The following is a 17,600-nucleotide window of genomic DNA, read 5'->3' on the forward strand; positions in this document are numbered from 1 at the left end:
TGCTTAGCTGTTTTTGCACAGTTCTAGCCAGCGCAGGATTCCTTCGCTGCGGTATTTTTGACGGTGCAAAATAAAGTAAAAGTGGCGTTTGAAATCGCGATTGGCAGCGGTGAGCGGCACTAAGCGTCCGCTGTCGAAGGCAGTCTGCAGCGACAAGGTCGACAGGCAGCCGATACCTAGTCCGGTTTCGACCGCGCGTTTAATTGCTTCGGTGTGTTGCAACTCGAGGCGAATATTCAGTTCTGGCAATAGCTCATGAATGGCGCGGTCAAAGGCTTGACGGGTGCCGGAGCCTCCCTCTCGTAAAATCCACTGGGCGGAGAGTAAATCTGCATCAGTGAGATTTTGTTTGCTGGCCAGAGGGTGGCGGGGGCTGCAGAAGATTTGCAGCTCATCTTCTCGCCAGCGTGTCACTTCTAAATCTGGGTGGTGCAATTCGCCTTCGATCAGACCGATATCCAAGTCAAAGTTTAAAACCTGTTGACTGATGACCGCGGTGTTGGCGACATTGAGTTTTACTTTGGCTGCGGGGTAGCGGTTTATAAATTCGGCCATGATATCGACCGCCAGATAATTGCCAATGGTCAGCGTGGCGCCCACCTTGAGCTCCCCCACCTGATCGTGGCGGCGGAAACCCTGTTCCAGCGCGAGTGCTTGATCTAGGAGCGCCTCTGCCTGGGGGCGCAGCGCGCGCCCTAATTCATTAATTTGTAGACGTTTACCAATGCGGTCAAACAGCTGTATTGAAAATTGCTGCTCAAGATCTTTGAGGGCGCTAGAGGCTGCCGACTGGGACATAGAGAGCTGTTCTGCCGCCCGGGTTATGTTCTCGGTGTGGGCTGCGGCTAGAAAAACTTCGAGTTGGCGTAGTGTATAGTGCATATTTGCAAAACCGATATTAAAAATCATTATAAGTCGTTTTGCCGATAGCATAGCTTTCCCTTACAGTGTTGGCAAGCAAGAGGGGATAGCGCCTGGACATGGCGCTAATACTGAGGAGAGGTTTGCAATGAGTAATATAGTTTCTGAGCGAGTGACCAGCGTACATCACTGGAATGACACTTTATTTAGCTTTAAGACTAGCCGTGATCCATCGTTCCGGTTTGAAAACGGCCATTTCACCATGATTGGCTTAAAGCAGGGCGATCGTCCCTTGATGCGGGCCTATAGTATTGTGAGTGCAAATTATGAGGAGGAGCTTGAGTTCTTCAGCATTAAAGTAGCCAATGGTCCGCTGACGTCCAAGTTACAGCAGATCAAGGTGGGTGATGAGATTTTAATCAGTCGTAAGCCGACTGGCACCTTGGTGGCAGACAATTTATTGCCTGGTAAGAATTTATACCTTCTCAGCACTGGCACCGGTTTGGCGCCTTTTATGAGTATTATTAAAGACCCAGAAGTGTATGAAAAGTTTGAGAAAATAGTGCTGGTACACGGGGTCCGTTATGAGAGTGAGTTGGCTTACCAAGATTTCATTCGCAATCACTTGCCGCAACATGAATATTTTGGCGATATAGTTCGCGACAAGCTGGTCTACTACCCCACGGTCACACGTGAGAAGTCCGAAAATCAGGGGCGTTTGACCGATTTAATTCGCAGCGGTAAGTTGATGCGAGATGTAGGTTTGCCGGCGCTAAATATCGACGATGATCGGTTTATGATTTGCGGCAGCCCTAGCATGCTCAAAGATACTTGCGGTCTGCTTAATGCGGTTGGCTTTCAAGAAACACGTGGCGGTCAGTATGGGCATTTTGTGATTGAACGTGCTTTTGTAGAACACTAGTTCCCTTTGTACGGTATTTTAAGGCCCTTCTTAAGCCCCTTGATAGGGGCTTTGTTCTATGTGGGCGGGATGAGATTTGGTCGAGCTGCTTGAAGTAATCGGCCCTTATTCTTTTTTGTGTGATACGTCCATTGACACGACTCACTATCCTGCTGCTTCCTCAGTATTGGCGACGCTAAATACACTGTTGTTGGCCCTAAGGTATTAATTTCACTATTTATAAGTTGATTAGGGCTTTATTGTGGAGTCCTGTTGGCAGGCTTGATAACTTAGGGCTTGGAATTGATCTGGTTACGAGAGCGCTATGTTTAAAAAAATCTTATTATCCCTGCTGTTGTTGCTGCTTGCTTCCGGTGCATACCTTCAGTTTGGCAATTTGCCCCAGCCCTTGTCGGCGGATACCCAGGGTAGTCGTTGGCTAGAAAAAGGCATTTACGACGTCAGCTATTTCGATGTAGAGCTGGTCGATGATACTCGCCCCACCCAGAAAAACGGCGAGTACCTCGGGAGTAGTGAGCGTCAGTTGCAAACACGAATTTGGTATCCCGAGGACTTGCTTGCTGCGGCGCCGTTGCTTATTTATAGCCATGGTTTTATGTCGTCGCGCACCGGGGGCAGCTATCTCGCTGAGCACTTTGCCAGTCACGGTTATATTGTTGCGGCGATGGATTACCCGCTTACTACGATGAGCGCGCCTGGTGGGCCATTGGTAAAAGATGTTGTTAGTCAGCCCGGCGATGTTAGCTTTTTAATCGATCAGTTTGTGTCATGGAATGCGGATTCGGGCAATCAGTTTTATGAGCGTATCGATGACAGGCATATTGGAGTGATGGGTTTATCTTTGGGTGGTATGACGTCGACCTTGGCGACCTTCCATCCTCGCGGCGCTGATTTGCGCATATCTGCAGCGGTATCGATTGCGGGTCCGGCCTTTATGTTTGGACCGGCCTTCTATGATTCTAGAGATGTTCCTTTCATGATGATTGCGTCGCCTATAGACGCCATGATTGACTATCAAACTAATGCGGCAACTATTCTCCCCAACGTGAAAGGCGCTGTTGTAGTGACTATGAATAACGCCTCTCATACCGGCTTTGCCGCGCCGGGTCGGTATTTGAGATGGTTTGAGAATGCGGATTCATTGGGCTGTGGCATGTTGACGCGTGGTCTAGAAAAAACCGCTGACGAAAACTGGGCCAGCGAGTTGGGTGAGGCTGAAGAAGGTATTTTGTTAGTGCCGCAGACGGCGCTGTGTACTACCGATCCGCTGCCGCCGGCAATGAACCCTGTGCGTCAGCAATGGTTAACTACGCTGGCGGTGTTCCCGTTCTTTGAGTCACAATTTGCCTTGAGTGAGTTGCGTCGCCAAGAGGCTCGTGATTATTTGTTCAGTACTTTTGCTAGCGAAATTCCTGAAGTGAGCGTTGCGCGCGCAATAAAGTAAGGACTTGCGATGCCAATGCCGAAGTCCCAGGGTTTTGGCTACCGCAGCGCGGGGTGTCAGCTTATAATGTCGGCACGGTCGTCAGCATTCGAATGTGACGGCTTTGACAATATAAAATCGAGAAGTACTAATAATAAAATACTAGGAAAAAATAGAATATGACAGTTGCGTTCTGGTGTGTGTTTATTGCGTGTTTGCTTCCCATAGTAATGGCGTGGGTGTGTGGATATTTTCGTGCCAAACAGTTTGGTAAAGTCGATAACAAACATCCCCGCCTGCAATATGCCCAGCTTGAAGGCCCGGGTGCGCGCGCCTACGCCGCGCAGCAAAATGCTTGGGAAGCGCTGCCAGTATTTGCGGCAGCGGTGATCATTGCACATTTGGCGGGAGTTGATCCAGCCAAGTCGGCGCTTGCCGCTCAGGTGTTTATTGTTGCGCGGGTTTTGTATCCCATTTTTTACATCGCCAATAAGGATGTGCTTCGCTCATTGGCGTTTCTTATTGGTCTGGGTGCTTGCATCGCTCTATTTGTCATGGCGGCGTAAAACCAATGATTGCAGTAATGCAAAAGTGGCTGAGGGTATTGTGCTTGTCTGTGGGCCTAGCTATTTGTCTCACTGGCTATGCCTCGGCCCAGACTGACGATGATACTGGTCTTGCCACTATGGAAGAGTTTTTGCCAGTAGCGGAGGCGCCACCGCCACCGCCATCCCTGCTTCGCGCCGAACAAATTAAGTTGGAAACCTTCGATAGTTTCCCCCGCGGTGGCCCAGACAGTATTGCTGGGCTGGGTGATTGGTGGCTGTCTAACGGCAAAATTTGTGTGGCTGTTAGCGATGTTAATCATCACGCGGGGATTGTTGCCGGTGGTGGCACGCTTATCGATGTGGCCCATTGCGACCGCGGTAATGACCAGTGGACTTACGCGAATATTTTAACGGGGCTGGCAAAGGAAACTGCTATTCCGGTTTCAAAAATCACTACGCTAATAGAGGGCGATCACGCCGATATTATTACCGTGGGCGAGGGCGATGGTATTCGTCAAACAGTGACCTACCGTTTGCGAGAGAATGGTGAGGAACTCGAAATCAATGTGCAGATAGAGCGCATTGGCGAAGGTCGCCCGGTACAAATGAGCGGCTTGTTTACCCTGTATTCGCAGCGCGCATTAACGCCCTTCAGTCTGTCTAGTTATATTCCAGATGCCACCCTAGGTTTTCAGCACCCGGCCATCGACCGCAATAAAGTGTCGTCGCTACTAGGCGGCATGATGCCCAGCGACTGGAATATATTGGTAGGCGCTGATACCTATGACAGCAAGGTGAGTTATGGGGTGCAGCTGGGGTCTGCCGAGTTGATTAAAGCGAATGGCAGCCGCCAGCCATTGCCGCGGTTTCTGGCCGTATTTCCTGATTATAGCCTGCACGGCTGGATGACCCGCCCTTTATGGTTTCAAAGCGAGCGCCTGACTTGGCTGTCACTGCTGCAAAACCAGTTTATGGATTTAGAGAAGGGCGAGCAGATGCTTGCTAAGTTTAAGGTTTTGTTGGGCGATCGTGCGGATGTGGCATCGGTCACTGATCAAATCTACAGCGGCCCGCGAATACGAGGTTACGCCAATAATTTTGACGTGTCGGTGGCAGTCTGGGACCAGGATGATCGACCTGTAACCCAGGGTCGAGTCGCCGCCGATGGCAGTTTTAATATTCGTCTGCCGAAACATGTGCAGTGGATAAAAATGCAGGCCACCGCGCCGTGGGGGCAGAAAATTAGTCGCGAATTATCGCTTGCCGACGCGCGCAACGATAGCGGTCGATGGGTCTTTCGGAAAAATGGTGCGCTGCGCTTGCCGCGAGATATGCCAATGAGCCTGTATTTCTTTGGTTTTGGGAATACTGATACGCCGGAGTTTGGTAATGACTTACTGGGCTTTACCGAGCAGGGGCTGTCGCTGCCTGGCATGATGCGCCGCAACCGTATTGATTTGGCCGGTGTTGACTCAGATTTAGAGCAAGTTAACTTGCCGCCTGGCCAGTATCGAGTTCTGGCTGCGCGGGGCTTGGAATTCGATGTAAAGGAGTATTTGCTTACTGTTGTTGCGGGCAAAACAAGCCAGCTTCCTATCATCCCTCTAAAGCGAATTTGGTACGGCGGTGATTGGCATTCAGCCGACTTACACGTCCACAGCGGGGCAAGTTTTGACTCGGTCTTACCCTTTGATGAGCGCTTGCGAAGTTTTGTCGCGCAGGGCGCCGAGGTCTTGGTGGCCAGCGAGCACAATCGCTTGATTGATCAAAGTGGGCTGGTTGCAGCGCTGGGCTTGGAGGGTAGGGTGCAGGTTATAACCGGCAGTGAACTCACCGGTATGTCGCGCACAGCCAATGCACCGACTACCGTAGGCCACAGTAATGCCTTTCCACTAAAGGCCCGGCCAATGGAGTTTGCCGGCGGCACTCCGGCGGTAGAAAACCGCGCCCTGCGTGAGGTGATTGCCGGTGTTCGCGAGCAAGCGCCAAACGCGCTATTCCAGCTGAATCATCCACGGGCGGCCAATCCGATTGACGCCGATTTAGCCTTTTTTGATCACCTGTCGATTGGTAAAAGTTACGATCCAGCACAGGCTTTAGACAGCGTAAATAATGGCAGTTTACTGCTTCCAGACCCGGTCTCGGGTTTTCGTGATATCGATTTTGACGTCTTAGAAGTACTCAATGGGGCCGAGTTTTCGGTGTACTCGCAAATTCGTGATGACTGGTTTTCGATTCTGAATCAAGGCGCGCGCCGCGCCGCGACGGGGAATAGTGATTCCCACGGGATTCGCAGCGTGGTCGCCGCGCCGCGCACTTATGTCTATGTTGCGGCTTCGGATAATCAGCTACCACTCGATGAGAGTGCCTTTGTAGGCGCTGTGCGAGATGGGCACAGCTTTATGACCACCGGGCCGTTTCTGGCGGTAACACTTCGCGATGACTATTCAGAAGCCGGCATGGGCGATACGTTTTCGGGACGGCGTGGTGAGCTGCATATTCAGATAGATGCGGCGCCGTGGGTGTCGGTTAATACCATGACGATTTGGGTTAACGGGGAAGTTTATCGGCAGTTGAAGGTGGCGGTTGGTGATCACAAGGTCATTGAGCTTATCGTCGACACTGACTCCTATATAGTGGTTGAAGTCAGTGGCGACCCTGGTGCAGTGTATCGCGCGCTGATGCCCGACTTGGCACCGCTGGCCTTGAGTAATCCTATATATATCGACGCAGATGGCAACGGGGAGTGGCAAGCGCCTAAGATAATGAACTAGCCTTGGGGTTGGGCTGTCGTAGTCCGCATGGGGTAAGTGTGAAGAGTTCACTGATGCGGATGAACTAATGCTGTGAATATTGGCATGTTTTTTTTGATAATAGCTGTGTCATGATAGTTTCAGGGCACTTAGAAAGATAATGGATAAGGGGATTCACCAATGAAAATGTCTATTAATATTAGCCGTTGGGCGACATTGCTGACCGCAGTGGTTTTTGCAACAGCGTGTAGTATCGATCCGTATACTGGAGAAGAGAAGACCAGTAATACTGCCAAAGGTGCTGGCTGGGGTGCTTTGGGTGGTGCCGTATTAGGGGCCGCAGTATCAAGTAAGGACGATCGCAAAAAAGGTGCGCTACAGGGCGCAGTGGTAGGCGCAGCCGCCGGTGGTGGCTACGGTTATTATATGGATCGCCAAGAAGCAAAATTGCGCGCCCGCCTTGAAGGCACTGGTGTGGGTGTGCAGCGTGTTGGCGATACCATTAAGCTAATTATGCCGGGTAACGTGACTTTCGATACTGGCAGTTCTGCCATCAAAGGTGGTTTTACCGACGTTTTGGACAGCGTTGTGTTAGTTGCTAAAGAGTTTGATAAAACGCTGATGCAAATTAATGGTTACACAGACTCTACTGGTAGTTTCCAAACTAACCAGTCATTGTCTGAGCAACGCGCAGGTAGCGTTGGTCGCTATTTCATGAATCAAGGTGTGGCATCAAGCCGCATTCGGACTTCAGGCTATGGTCCGCGCGATCCTATTGCAGATAACAGCACTGCATCGGGTCGTGAGCAGAATCGCCGTGTGGAAATTGAGATGTTGCCAACTCAATAAGCAGCGACATACTCACAAAGGGGCGTCATCAGTGACGCCCTTTTTTTGTCTGGCTATTATGTTCACTGGCTTGGGGCCTTAAAAATGATAAAGACACTCTATAGATCTGGAATAGTTTTCCTTGCGGTATTGGCGCTCGCAGCCTGTGCGGCATTTAATCCTATTGAGAAGCCAAAGGTATCTATTACAAATATCCAAATGGCACCGGTCATTGGTTTCCAGCAGAAGTTATTAGTCGGTTTGCAGCTCGATAACCCCAATGGCTTCACTATTAACCTTGCTAGATTGCGATATACCTTGGAATTACAGGGACAGTCTCTGGCGGGCGGTAGTTTAAATGAAGCGATCAGCTTACCGGCAAATGGTCAGACTCAACTGGTGGTTCCGGTAGAGGTGAATTTACTCAGCGGTATAGGTGTGTTGAGTAAGATCTTAGGCGGTATGCAATCTGACCTTGATTACAAACTCAGCCTGACGGCGGCGGTTAGCAATTTTGGCCTTGGCGATATTACAATCGATAAGGTGGGTAAGGTTGGAATTGGGACTACTGCACCCTAAACGGGATGGGTTGATAGTCCGCGGCAGGATGGCTGCCGCGGCGAGATATTAGCTTAAGCGCTTTTAGCGGATTTGTTTTTTTTACCGCTGTCTAGTGTGTCATGAAGACTGACTAGCTGCTGGGTGAGTTTATGCGACGGCGCGTAGTGAATCAGTGGTATTTGCCTGCTGCGAGACTCTTTCATCTTGACCGAGCTGCTTAGATATTGATCAAAGATTGGCAGGCCGTCAGCTTTCATACTTTCGATAAGCTGGGTCGGCAAGCTGGCTTGGGCTTGAAACTGGTTAACGATGATGCCTTCGAGCTTCAGCTCTGGGTTGTGGTCTTCGCGAATTTCCTCAACCGTTTCCATTAAACCAATCAATGCGCCCTTGGAAAAGCTGTCGCAATCAAAGGGAATTATTAGCGAGTCGGCGGCGATAAGGGCTGAGCGGCTATAAAAGTTTAGGGCCGGTGGGGTGTCGATGTAGATATGCTCGTACTCTGCCTGTAGCTTGTTCAGGGCATCGCGGAGTTTATAAATTTTGTGGCGAGTTTCTAGTTCGCGCTCGATCACCGCGAGTTCAGGGTGAGAAGGCATTAAATAGAGATTGTCGAATTCGGTTTCGTAAATGCAGTCACTAGCTTCTTTGCTTTTGCCGAAGAGCGAGAGCTTTTGCTTAAAGAAGTCTGCTGCATTGTCTTCAAGGTCGCGAAATTGGGGGCCAATTAAGTACTCGCTGCTATTGCCTTGAATATCAAGATCGATAAGCAGCGTTTTATAGCCTTTCCATGCACTAATTGCCGCCAAATTACAGCTTATGCTGGTTTTGCCGACACCGCCTTTTTGATTAAATATTACCCGCTTCATTGTTCTACCCTGACAAAGTGTTGCTGGGAAAAAGTAATCCTAGCAGCTCTAGTGCCAAGGCGCTACGGTCGCAATTTGCGAGGTGTCTTGGCGGGGCTACTCAGGACGTTGATGTAGACTTTTTGCGCATCCATTCACCGGTGCGCAGAACGCCAAACAGCAATACCACAATATAACCTTCTATTGGATTACTGTAATCACGGTGAATATCCTTTCTAAATACTAGGCACTCAAGGATGTGTGCGGCAAGTATGGCGAAACCACCCCACATGAGCCAGACGCTATTCTCACCCAGCAGTGGGAACACGAAATTTACTAGAAAGGCGACCCAAAAACCGAGTTGGCCAATTTTTAAAATCGTCATCATAAAGTGTGAATCCTTCGTTATTTTTCTAAGTGGCTGCATAATGCAGTATTGATTTCAGAGCTTCAAGTTTTGTTACAATCTTGTCACTTAAAACTCCATTTAAATAGAGACAGTTAATTTATGTATACGGGAATTGTGCATGGTGCTTACCCACTGGCGGCGGTAATACGTAAGCCGGGTTTGCATCAGCTATTTATCGACTTGCCGCCGGTACTACTTGAAGACTTAGTCATTGGCGCGAGTGTTGGCCTGGATGGCGTGTGCATGACCGTGACAAGTATCGACGGCGCGCGGGTGTCGTTTGATGCCATGCAGGAAACCCTGTCATTGACGACCTTGGGTCAGCTTAATAGCGGCGATAGCGTTAATGTTGAGCGCTCGGCCAAACAGGGAGCGGAAATCGGCGGTCATAATATTTCTGGCCATGTCGATGGTTGCGCGGAGCTTGTTGCAGTTGAAGAGTCTGAAAATAATTGTACGCTGCGCTTTCGTCTGCCTCATGCTTTAAGTAAGTATGTGTTTAAAAAGGGTTTTATCGGGATTAGTGGTTGCAGTTTGACAGTGGCTGATTACAAGCGTGATGAAGCCGAGTTCACGGTGTGGTTAATTCCAGAGACGCTGCGGGTGACTACCTTTGCGCAGAAACGCGTGGGTGATTGGGTGAATATCGAGGTGGATCGCCAAACTCAGGTCATTGTCGATACTGTCGAGCGGGTATTGGCTGAGAGGGAATAGCATAAGGGTCTCCGCCAGTAAGGCTTACTGGCGGAGGAGGCGATTATTATGCTTCGTCTGGCATGAGGCTATTGATTCGCTCCAATGCGTCGACGTACTCGGTGACTAAGCGGAAAATCACGGAGCGAGTTGATTCAACATGGTTGATCTGGCCAACTACTTGGCCGACTGGGTTAAAAGCCACTTTCTGGCAATCGCCGACTGAGGCATAGCGAGCGGTGCGGCGAATGCCGTCGCCACTCACCAAACCCTGCAGGGGCATGCCGAGAGCGTCTGGCGTGTCTGCGCGCTCCCACGCTTCGGTCCACTCGTTTTTCAGCATACGGCAGGTTTTCCCTGTCCACGCACGTGAGCGCACAGTGTCTTCGCTAGAGGCGGCGAGTAGAGATTCTTTTTGCGCAGGTTCGGCATGCGCTTCTTCAACCGTCAACCATAATGAGCCGGTCCACACGCCCTCACAGCCCATGCTCATTGCTGCCAGCATTTGCTGACCGTTGCCGATACCGCCAGCGGCTAGCACTGGTACGGGTGCTGCAGCAGCAACCGCTTGCGGCCATAATACTACCGAGCCAACGTCACCAGCGTGACCGCCGCCTTCACCACCTTGCGCGACAATAAAGTCTAGGCCAGCTTCTTTGTGTGCTTTGGCTTGCTTAACGCGGCCACAAAGTGCGCCGACCAGCCGGCCACTGTCTTGAATTAACTTCACTTTATCGGCAGGCGGGGTGCCCAATGCATTGGCGATTAATTTGCATTTGGGGCGAGTGAGCGCCTCCATAAGCAGCGGGGTAGCAGTGGCTTCAGTCCAGCCAAGCAGGCCCATATTACTGGTGCCGTCCGGCCATTCGGGTACACCGGCATCGGCTAATAATTTTTGCGCAAAGTCGATATGACCCTGTGGGACCATTTTCCAAAGTTCTTTTTCAAGATCTTCTGGGCTCATGTCGCCCATGCCTTCGTATTTTTGCGGAATGACAATATCAACGCCGTAGGGAAGATCGCCGATATGTTCATCAATCCAGTCTAATTCGGCCTTTAGTTCTTCCGGAGAAAACCCAACCGCGCCTAATACACCAATACCGCCTGCTTTACTGACGGCAACCACAACGTCACGGCAGTGGGTGAACGCGAAAATAGGGTATTCAATGCCGAGCTTCTTACATATTTCGGTATACATTTTTGGCCTCTGACTTATTTTGGCGCGGAGTACACGGCGCCATGAGTTGACCTGATTAGTATTGCGGACGCCCTCGACGCCGACAATGGCGTAAGTAATCAATCGCCATTGACTAAAAAGATCAGTATTCTCTGCCTCAGGGCCTGATAATTTTGATAGTGTCGACAATCTTGAGGCTAATAAGCACTAAATTTAAGCTCTTACTTGCTTTTGAACTTGTGTGTTCGGGCGGTGCAGAGTAAAAAGTGTGATTACATTCTCGTACTCCCCCCTTATAGGAATTTCGCTTAAAAATGGAAAGAATGCCCTCTATAAGCGCCCGTATTCTACTTTTGCAAATTCGTCATCGCGCGCTGGACACGGAAATCACTGAGCTGGCCTTGAATCCCTACCAAAATCAGCTGTTGTTGCAGCGCCTAAAGAAAGAGAAGTTACGTATAAAAGACGAGATACAGTGGTTAAAAGACGAGCTTATTCCTGATCTAGATGCGTGAACCGGCTAGAGCAGCACACCTTGTGAGACATATCTCACAAGGTGTGCTGCTGTTGTCTTCTTTCACTACTTTGGCAGCGCGTCATAATAGGCACTGTCAGGAAGACATGAGCATTCAAAGGATTGGGTGCGACATTGGATGTCGAAATTCTAAAAGCCGGAGCGGATGCTCCGGCTTTTTTTTGCATTGAGCTTTTGCCTCTGCTTGCTTAAGCTGCTCGTCTTTAGCCCCACCCTCTGATGATGTCCATTCTATGGTCGCATGGTTGATTGATGACAGATCGTAACTTTGACGGTATCGCCGAACGCTTTAAAAAGAATATCTATGGCAATGCCAAGGGGGAGTTGCGGCTCGCCCTGTGTTGGCGCGAGCTGCTCGATAAGTTGCCAGCGCTTAGCGATGTTCGCTCGATGTCGGTATGGGACGCCGGTGGCGGCTTGGGGCAAATGAGTATCCGTCTAGCAGAGCTGGGGCACTCGGTGTTGCTCAATGATATTTCCGCCGACATGTTGGAATTAGCGGCTAAAGATATTGCCGCCGCGGGTTTAACTCCTCAGCTTGATATCCGCAAGGCATCCATCCAAGCAATCAGTGCTGGGCAGAAACAATCTTTCGATTTGGTGCTTTGCCATGCGGTGCTTGAGTGGGTAGCTGATCAGGAAGATATCATTTCGGCACTAGTAGCTGGAATGCGTCCCGGCTGCCATTTGTCGTTGATGTTTTATAACCGCAATGCGCTTATTTTGAGCAATATGGCCAAGGGTAATCTCTACAAATTGCGCGATAGAGATTTTGCCGGGCACCCGGGTGGCCTTACACCACCGGGGCCCTGTGAGCCGCAGCGGATTATTGAATTATTACAGCAAGCCGGCCTTGAAATTGTCGCTAAGCGTGGTATTCGCTTGGTCTATGATTTGATGCCAAGGGCGGTGCGAGCAGAGCGAAGTATCGCTGATGTGCAAGCCCTTGAGTGGCAGTACGGCGCCGATGAGCCTTTTTGGTCATTGGGGCGTTATGTGCATTTGCTCTGTCGTTTGCCGGAGTGAAGGCCTAGCGGGCGGCTAGGCGTTGCGGAAGCGAATACCTAGCTTGTCGTATAGCGCGCCTAAAATCCAAAGTGGACCAATCAATAAAAACAAGACATCAGTAAAGAATGAGGGCTTTTGGGCTTCTTCTTTGTGGCCAACAAATTGAAAAATCCAGGCGATAATCCAAATGGCAGCCGCGGGAATCCACAGCGGAAATGCCACATAACTTTGGTAGGCCATAATACCGGCGGCCAACAAGATCACAAAAGGCATCATGCCCAGCGCGAGTCGCCCCGACAAATAACCATAGAAGAACATGCTGCCGATCAAAATCACTTGGCCTAGATTGACGGGTGTCGCAGGTATTTGTACCAGCCACAGCAAGGCAACGGTGCAAACCGCAATTGCCGGTACGCACCAATAATGAATGCGCTTATTGCGCGGATTCTGGTGGGAGGCATTATATTCGTCTAGCCATTGGTTTAGGGTGCGCACAGGCAATCTCCGTTGCTAAATCAAAAAACAGCTACGTTAGGTTAAGTGTCAATGTGGGTCAATGACCGCAGCGACATAACAAAGACGCAATTTAAGTCAGATCTATGCGAATAAAAGCGCGTTTATTTTTGCGGCCGCTGAGAGCAGAGCTAATATCTAGTAGGCGCATTTGAAAGCCGTATTTTTTCACGAGCAGGCTGTGCGCGATCTTGCTTTCCGCTGAGTCAATTAAATAGGCATTGCCATTACTGGCATCGCCAAGCGGTTTGCCGATTACCGTGCAGGGCCCAATTTTACACTCGCTGAAATTGCGCAGGCGCTTAACCTTACCGGCGTTCCCCGCTGAAAAAACATACAGTGTTTTGTCGTCGCCGGCACACCAAACTGGTGTTGCGACAAAACTGCCGTCGCGTTTCTTGGTGCTAAATAAGATATAGCTGGATTGGTGTAGTGCTGTCATGTTGGTAAGTCCGCAGGATATTTAATATTGCATAGTGTGCTTGGTGCGTGGGCGTCTTGCAATAATTCTGCCTGCAGAATGATGTGATGTTTTAGCGAAGACTCGGGGTATTTTGGAAGTTGACTGTAAGCTTAGGAAAGGGGAATTGCCGCCGATGGTTGGCGGCAAATTTTACTTCATGTCTGAGCGTGGTAATGGATAGTTGGGTAACTCAGACGAGTGTCGCGATACAATAATACAAGCCTGTAAAGACGATGGAAATCAGGCTAAATTTCGCGCTCTGTTGAGCAAGATCGCTTATGTTGCACGTCGTACTGGTGTGCGGTGTCATTTTCATATCCTCCTGGTGAGTGCTGCTTAAAGTAGGCCTGCAAAGCAAGATGCGATGCCCACTGCAATAATGGCGATAAGGCTATATTGAGCTGCTAATTCGGCAACTGCGCTAGCGTCGTGGTTTTGTACTGCTTGTTGTAATTGAGTCATGGTGTTGCTCCGTTTATAAAGTTTCGTAGGTGTCTTGATGACGAAACCAGTATACAAACAAGCAAGAAATATTTGGGTTACATAGGCCGTGTGATAGCAGTTGCTAAATACGGTTTGCCGCCATTTTTTTAATCTTTTGGACAGATTGGGTGGGGAGTAAAAACAAGGACTTAGCGTATCTATTAACAAATATTTAAGCAGCGGTTAAGTGGCGGTAATGATGGCGTGTGGGTTAAATTGTTGTAATAACTAGAAAGCTTACTAGGTCGTGGCGATATTTTTGTAGGTCTTACACGGTATTTAATGAGAATTCTTTGAGCAGTTCACCAATCAAAAAGCTTTCTACGGCGACCGCGCCACGTGCAAACCAATCCTCGGCCTCGGCTTTAGTGCCCACCTCGTAAATTAGGATCGGCCAAGGCACTGCGGTGAAGTCAGCGCTGTTAGGTACACAGTTGCGGTCACAGAATACAACTTCGGGTTTGAGTTCAGTCAGTGCCGCAGACTGCCAGTCAGGCCATGCGTCAAAAACGGCGCCAAAGCGTTGCCAGCCCTCGTGAAGAGCAAGGTGTAGCGCATTCAATTCAAAGCTAATGAGAATGCATTGCGAGGCGACTGGGCGCAGGGTGTTAATGATGGCATCGACGACTATCTGTTCGCCAAAATGGGTCAGGCTCTCTTCCTTGATTTCAACGTAGGCGTTTATCTTGGGCTGGGCCTGAAGTAAAGCCACAATGTCGCTGAGCCGGCACATGGGATTGTCTTGAAATGCCGCGCCTAGGCGATAGCTTTCGGCGGCGGAGAATGTATCGAGCTCGGCGGCGGTATATTCCCAGATTAAGCCTTTGCGCTGACACATACGCATCAAGTTGGCGTCGTGGAAAACAAACGGCACCTGATCTGCGCTGAGTTGAATGTCGAGTTCGATATTAACGGCGCCAGCTTCAATCGCCTTTGCAAACGCGATGAGGGTGTTTTCAGGGTAGTGTTGACGCCAGCCGCGGTGGGCCACAAAGTTTTCTGCTCGCATAGCGGTTTCGTCGCAAATGGAAGTTTGCAGTAGTATCCGATTAATTCTGGTCAGAATAAAGCGAGGCAGGCCTAGTCTGATTAAAAGACAGCGCCGGCTATGACTATTGCTATTGGCGCTGCACGCATATAATGCGGCCTTAGCCTAATTTTTTTGGAGAACATAATGTCTGCGGTATCGATAAAGGCCTTGTTGGCGGGGCAGTGTGAGCCGGGATGCGAGGTAACAGTAAAGGGCTGGATTCGGAGCCGTCGAGATTCCAAGGGTGGCTTTTCGTTTTTGGCCGTCCACGACGGATCGGCGCAGGCAGCAATACAGGTTGTCGCGCCAGGTGAGCTGGAGAATTACGAGGCGGAGATTTTAAAGTTAACGGCGGGCTGTTCGGTTATTGTCAGCGGCGATTTGGTCGCCTCGCAGGGCAAGGGTCAGAGTGTCGAAATTCAGGCTAAGCATATTGAGGTCTGCGGCTGGGTAGATGATCCAGATACTTACCCTATCGCCAAAAAGCGTCATAGCTTCGAGTATTTGCGCACTGTGGCCCATCTTCGGCCGCGCACCAATACCTTTGGCGCAGTTACACGGGTGAGGACCGTGCTCGCGAATGCGGTGCATCGCTATTTTTATGAGCGGGGTTTTCAGTGGATTAATTCTCCGCTGATTACGGCGAGTGACTGTGAGGGCGCCGGCGAGATGTTTCGTGTCAGCACCTTAGATTTAATGAACTTACCTCGCACCGAAAGCGGCGGCATCGATTTCAGCGAAGATTTCTTTGGCCGCGAAGCCTTTCTCACTGTGTCTGGGCAGCTAAATGCCGAGGCCTACTGTTTGGCCATGTCTAAGGTATATACCTTTGGTCCGACCTTTAGGGCGGAGAACTCAAATACTAGTCGCCACCTTGCCGAGTTCTGGATGGTGGAACCTGAAATCGCCTTTGCCAATCTCGACGATGATGCTGCGCTGGCTGAAGATTTTTTGCGCTACCTGCTGTCGGAGGTGTTAGAGCATTGCGAAGACGACCTCGCCTTCTTTAATGAGTTTGTGGATCAGGGCGTCTTAGCTCGTCTCCAAAAAGTGGCTGGCACCAGCTTTGAGCGCATGGACTATAGCGAAGCGATTAAAATACTGGAGAAGTCTGGCAAGAAGTTTGAATTTCCCGTGCGCTGGGGGGTAGATATGCAGTCTGAGCATGAGCGCTATCTCTGTGAAGAGCACGTTGGCGGCCCGCTGATAGTGACCAATTACCCCAAAGATATAAAAGCATTTTACATGCGCATGAACGACGACGAGAAAACTGTTGCGGCGATGGATGTGCTAGCGCCAGGCATCGGTGAGATTATCGGTGGCAGTCAGCGTGAGGAACGTTTAGATGTGCTTGAGAGACGCATGGCGGAGCAAGGCCTAGATGGCTTGGAGTGGTACCGGGATTTGCGCCGCTATGGCACGGTGGCCCATGCAGGTTTTGGTTTAGGATTCGAGCGCCTGTTGAATTACATCACCGGCATGGACAATATTCGCGATGCTATTCCCTTTCCCCGCACGCCAAAACATGCCGACTATTAATGGCTGATGGGCTGATATATCAGCGTTAGTGCGCCTGTGTTTAGGCGCCTAATTTTCTAAAAAAAGAATGGCCTGGGTTTCATCGTCAAGTAAATCGGCCAATGTATAGCCGGTTAAGGCGGTGAGAAAAGCCTGCATCGCGTTAGCCAGTAAGCCCTTTAGTTTGCAGCCTTTGATAATCCGGCAGGGTTGTTCATTGCAGTTAATGGGGTTTAGGGTTGATTCAAAATGCCTAACAATATCAATCAGGGCGATCTCTTCCGCGGGCTTGCCTAGTCGAATGCCGCCGCCTTTTCCTCTTATTGCTTCTACGTACCCTAGGCGCACGAGCTCCATGACTACTTTGGATATGTGGTTTGACGAGATGCTGTAGAAATCGCAGATATCTTGAATTGTGCTTAGTTCGTTCGCCGGGCAATGCCCTAGGTAGATCAGGGACCTAAAGGCAAAATCTGTTTTGCTGCTTAATTTCATCGTTAGGGCTTGTGCTTTGCTTAAAGATGCGGATATTATACCTCTTTAGAACATGCATTTAATATGCATGTTTAAATTTTAGGAGCATTAACATGACAACACTGTATGAGCGGATTGGTGGTGAGCCAGCGGTAGATAAGGCAGTAGACATTTTCTATGACAAAATTATGGCCGATGATCGAATTAAGTCATTTTTTGAAAATATCGATATGTTTGCCCAGGCTCGCAAACAGAAGGCGTTCCTAACGATGGTGTTTGGCGGTCCCAGTGACTACACCGGTCGAGATATGCGTGCGGCGCACGCGGGAATGGGTATTGATGATAGCCATTTTAATGCGGTGGTAGAAAACCTAGCTGCTACTCTGGCCGAGCTTGGTGTGAGTGGTGATGATATTGGTGAGGTTGCAAAAATAGCAGAAAGTGTCCGAGAGGATATTTTAAATCGCTAGTGTGTTTGACTTCTAGTTGTGCTGATTATTAGCCCTCAGGACCTTTAGTGTTGCTGCTTTCTGGTCCCTGCGGCTGGTGTGCA

General features: G+C 49.8%; 20 protein-coding genes. 11 read left to right on the forward strand and 9 right to left on the reverse strand.

Features of this window, described 5'->3' with window-relative positions:
• Nucleotides 1-3: 3 nt before the first annotated feature.
• Nucleotides 4-882, reverse strand: a complete 879-nt coding sequence (locus AB4875_RS03380; protein ID WP_368374635.1) for a LysR family transcriptional regulator — start codon at nucleotides 880-882, stop codon at nucleotides 4-6.
• A gap of 127 nt (nucleotides 883-1,009) precedes the next feature.
• On the opposite strand from AB4875_RS03380, the gene AB4875_RS03385 reads away from it, so the two are divergent.
• The 6 genes from AB4875_RS03385 to AB4875_RS03410 all read left to right on the forward strand — a co-directional run bounded on the left by AB4875_RS03385 (nucleotide 1,010) and on the right by AB4875_RS03410 (nucleotide 7,914).
• Nucleotides 1,010-1,783: a ferredoxin--NADP reductase gene (locus tag AB4875_RS03385; protein ID WP_368374636.1), complete on the forward strand. Its 774-nt coding sequence runs from the start codon at nucleotides 1,010-1,012 to the stop codon at nucleotides 1,781-1,783.
• A gap of 304 nt (nucleotides 1,784-2,087) precedes the next feature.
• Nucleotides 2,088-3,227 carry an alpha/beta hydrolase family protein gene (locus AB4875_RS03390; protein ID WP_368374637.1) on the forward strand — a complete coding sequence of 380 codons (1,140 nt, stop codon included), beginning with the start codon at nucleotides 2,088-2,090 and terminating at the stop codon, nucleotides 3,225-3,227.
• 158 nt (nucleotides 3,228-3,385) lie between these two features.
• Complete coding sequence (locus AB4875_RS03395) at nucleotides 3,386-3,772, forward strand: MAPEG family protein (RefSeq protein ID WP_368374638.1); 387 nt, start codon at nucleotides 3,386-3,388, stop codon at nucleotides 3,770-3,772.
• 5 nt (nucleotides 3,773-3,777) lie between these two features.
• Nucleotides 3,778-6,528 (forward strand): CehA/McbA family metallohydrolase, encoded by a 2,751-nt coding sequence (locus AB4875_RS03400; protein ID WP_368374639.1) that lies wholly within the window; start codon nucleotides 3,778-3,780, stop codon nucleotides 6,526-6,528.
• Between the two features lie 159 nt (nucleotides 6,529-6,687).
• A complete protein-coding gene (locus tag AB4875_RS03405; RefSeq protein ID WP_368374640.1) occupies nucleotides 6,688-7,356 on the forward strand; it encodes a YiaD family glycine zipper/OmpA-like lipoprotein in 669 nt (222 codons plus the stop codon).
• 84 nt (nucleotides 7,357-7,440) lie between these two features.
• The gene (locus AB4875_RS03410) at nucleotides 7,441-7,914 is read left to right on the forward strand and encodes an LEA/WHy family protein (protein ID WP_368374641.1); all 474 of its coding nucleotides are present in this window, start codon (nucleotides 7,441-7,443) and stop codon (nucleotides 7,912-7,914) included.
• Between the two features lie 53 nt (nucleotides 7,915-7,967).
• Here AB4875_RS03410 and AB4875_RS03415 read toward each other — a convergent pair whose 3' ends face one another.
• Complete coding sequence (locus AB4875_RS03415) at nucleotides 7,968-8,765, reverse strand: ParA family protein (RefSeq protein ID WP_368374642.1); 798 nt, start codon at nucleotides 8,763-8,765, stop codon at nucleotides 7,968-7,970.
• 100 nt (nucleotides 8,766-8,865) lie between these two features.
• Nucleotides 8,866-9,132 (reverse strand): DUF1145 domain-containing protein, encoded by a 267-nt coding sequence (locus AB4875_RS03420; RefSeq protein ID WP_368374643.1) that lies wholly within the window; start codon nucleotides 9,130-9,132, stop codon nucleotides 8,866-8,868.
• Nucleotides 9,133-9,252: 120 nt separating this feature from the next.
• Between AB4875_RS03420 and AB4875_RS03425 the strand changes: the two genes are divergently transcribed.
• Nucleotides 9,253-9,867 carry a riboflavin synthase subunit alpha gene (locus tag AB4875_RS03425; RefSeq protein ID WP_368374644.1) on the forward strand — a complete coding sequence of 205 codons (615 nt, stop codon included), beginning with the start codon at nucleotides 9,253-9,255 and terminating at the stop codon, nucleotides 9,865-9,867.
• Between the two features lie 46 nt (nucleotides 9,868-9,913).
• Here the strand turns inward: AB4875_RS03425 and AB4875_RS03430 are convergent, their stop codons facing one another.
• Nucleotides 9,914-11,044: a nitronate monooxygenase gene (locus AB4875_RS03430; protein ID WP_368374645.1), complete on the reverse strand. Its 1,131-nt coding sequence runs from the start codon at nucleotides 11,042-11,044 to the stop codon at nucleotides 9,914-9,916.
• 293 nt (nucleotides 11,045-11,337) lie between these two features.
• Here AB4875_RS03430 and AB4875_RS03435 point away from each other — a divergent pair, with 293 nt between their 5' ends.
• Both AB4875_RS03435 and AB4875_RS03440 read left to right on the forward strand, forming a co-directional pair.
• Entirely contained in the window at nucleotides 11,338-11,538 is a 201-nt protein-coding gene (locus AB4875_RS03435; RefSeq protein WP_368374646.1) for a YdcH family protein, read from the forward strand.
• Nucleotides 11,539-11,810: 272 nt separating this feature from the next.
• A complete protein-coding gene (locus AB4875_RS03440) occupies nucleotides 11,811-12,584 on the forward strand; it encodes a methyltransferase domain-containing protein (protein ID WP_368374647.1) in 774 nt (257 codons plus the stop codon).
• Nucleotides 12,585-12,599: 15 nt separating this feature from the next.
• Here the strand turns inward: AB4875_RS03440 and AB4875_RS03445 are convergent, their stop codons facing one another.
• The 4 genes from AB4875_RS03445 to AB4875_RS03460 form a co-directional block, all read right to left on the reverse strand.
• Nucleotides 12,600-13,061, reverse strand: coding sequence for an Mpo1 family 2-hydroxy fatty acid dioxygenase (locus AB4875_RS03445; RefSeq protein WP_368374648.1), 462 nt, complete (start codon nucleotides 13,059-13,061; stop codon nucleotides 12,600-12,602).
• 91 nt (nucleotides 13,062-13,152) lie between these two features.
• Complete coding sequence (locus tag AB4875_RS03450; protein WP_368374649.1) at nucleotides 13,153-13,521, reverse strand: PPOX class F420-dependent oxidoreductase; 369 nt, start codon at nucleotides 13,519-13,521, stop codon at nucleotides 13,153-13,155.
• A gap of 357 nt (nucleotides 13,522-13,878) precedes the next feature.
• Nucleotides 13,879-14,004 carry a hypothetical protein gene (locus tag AB4875_RS03455; RefSeq protein WP_368374650.1) on the reverse strand — a complete coding sequence of 42 codons (126 nt, stop codon included), beginning with the start codon at nucleotides 14,002-14,004 and terminating at the stop codon, nucleotides 13,879-13,881.
• Between the two features lie 289 nt (nucleotides 14,005-14,293).
• Nucleotides 14,294-15,034, reverse strand: coding sequence for a glycerophosphodiester phosphodiesterase family protein (locus tag AB4875_RS03460; protein ID WP_368374651.1), 741 nt, complete (start codon nucleotides 15,032-15,034; stop codon nucleotides 14,294-14,296).
• Nucleotides 15,035-15,199: 165 nt separating this feature from the next.
• Between AB4875_RS03460 and asnS the strand changes: the two genes are divergently transcribed.
• On the forward strand, nucleotides 15,200-16,594 hold the full coding sequence (gene asnS / locus AB4875_RS03465) for an asparagine--tRNA ligase (RefSeq protein WP_368374653.1): 1,395 nt from the start codon (nucleotides 15,200-15,202) through the stop codon (nucleotides 16,592-16,594).
• A gap of 48 nt (nucleotides 16,595-16,642) precedes the next feature.
• Here asnS and AB4875_RS03470 read toward each other — a convergent pair whose 3' ends face one another.
• Nucleotides 16,643-17,068 carry an Rrf2 family transcriptional regulator gene (locus tag AB4875_RS03470; protein WP_368374654.1) on the reverse strand — a complete coding sequence of 142 codons (426 nt, stop codon included), beginning with the start codon at nucleotides 17,066-17,068 and terminating at the stop codon, nucleotides 16,643-16,645.
• Between the two features lie 92 nt (nucleotides 17,069-17,160).
• Between AB4875_RS03470 and AB4875_RS03475 the strand changes: the two genes are divergently transcribed.
• Complete coding sequence (locus AB4875_RS03475) at nucleotides 17,161-17,517, forward strand: group I truncated hemoglobin (RefSeq protein ID WP_368374655.1); 357 nt, start codon at nucleotides 17,161-17,163, stop codon at nucleotides 17,515-17,517.
• Nucleotides 17,518-17,600 lie beyond the last annotated feature (83 nt).

It is taken from the genome of Zhongshania sp. R06B22 (assembly GCF_040892595.1).
GTDB lineage: Bacteria > Pseudomonadota > Gammaproteobacteria > Pseudomonadales > Spongiibacteraceae > Spongiibacter > Spongiibacter arctica.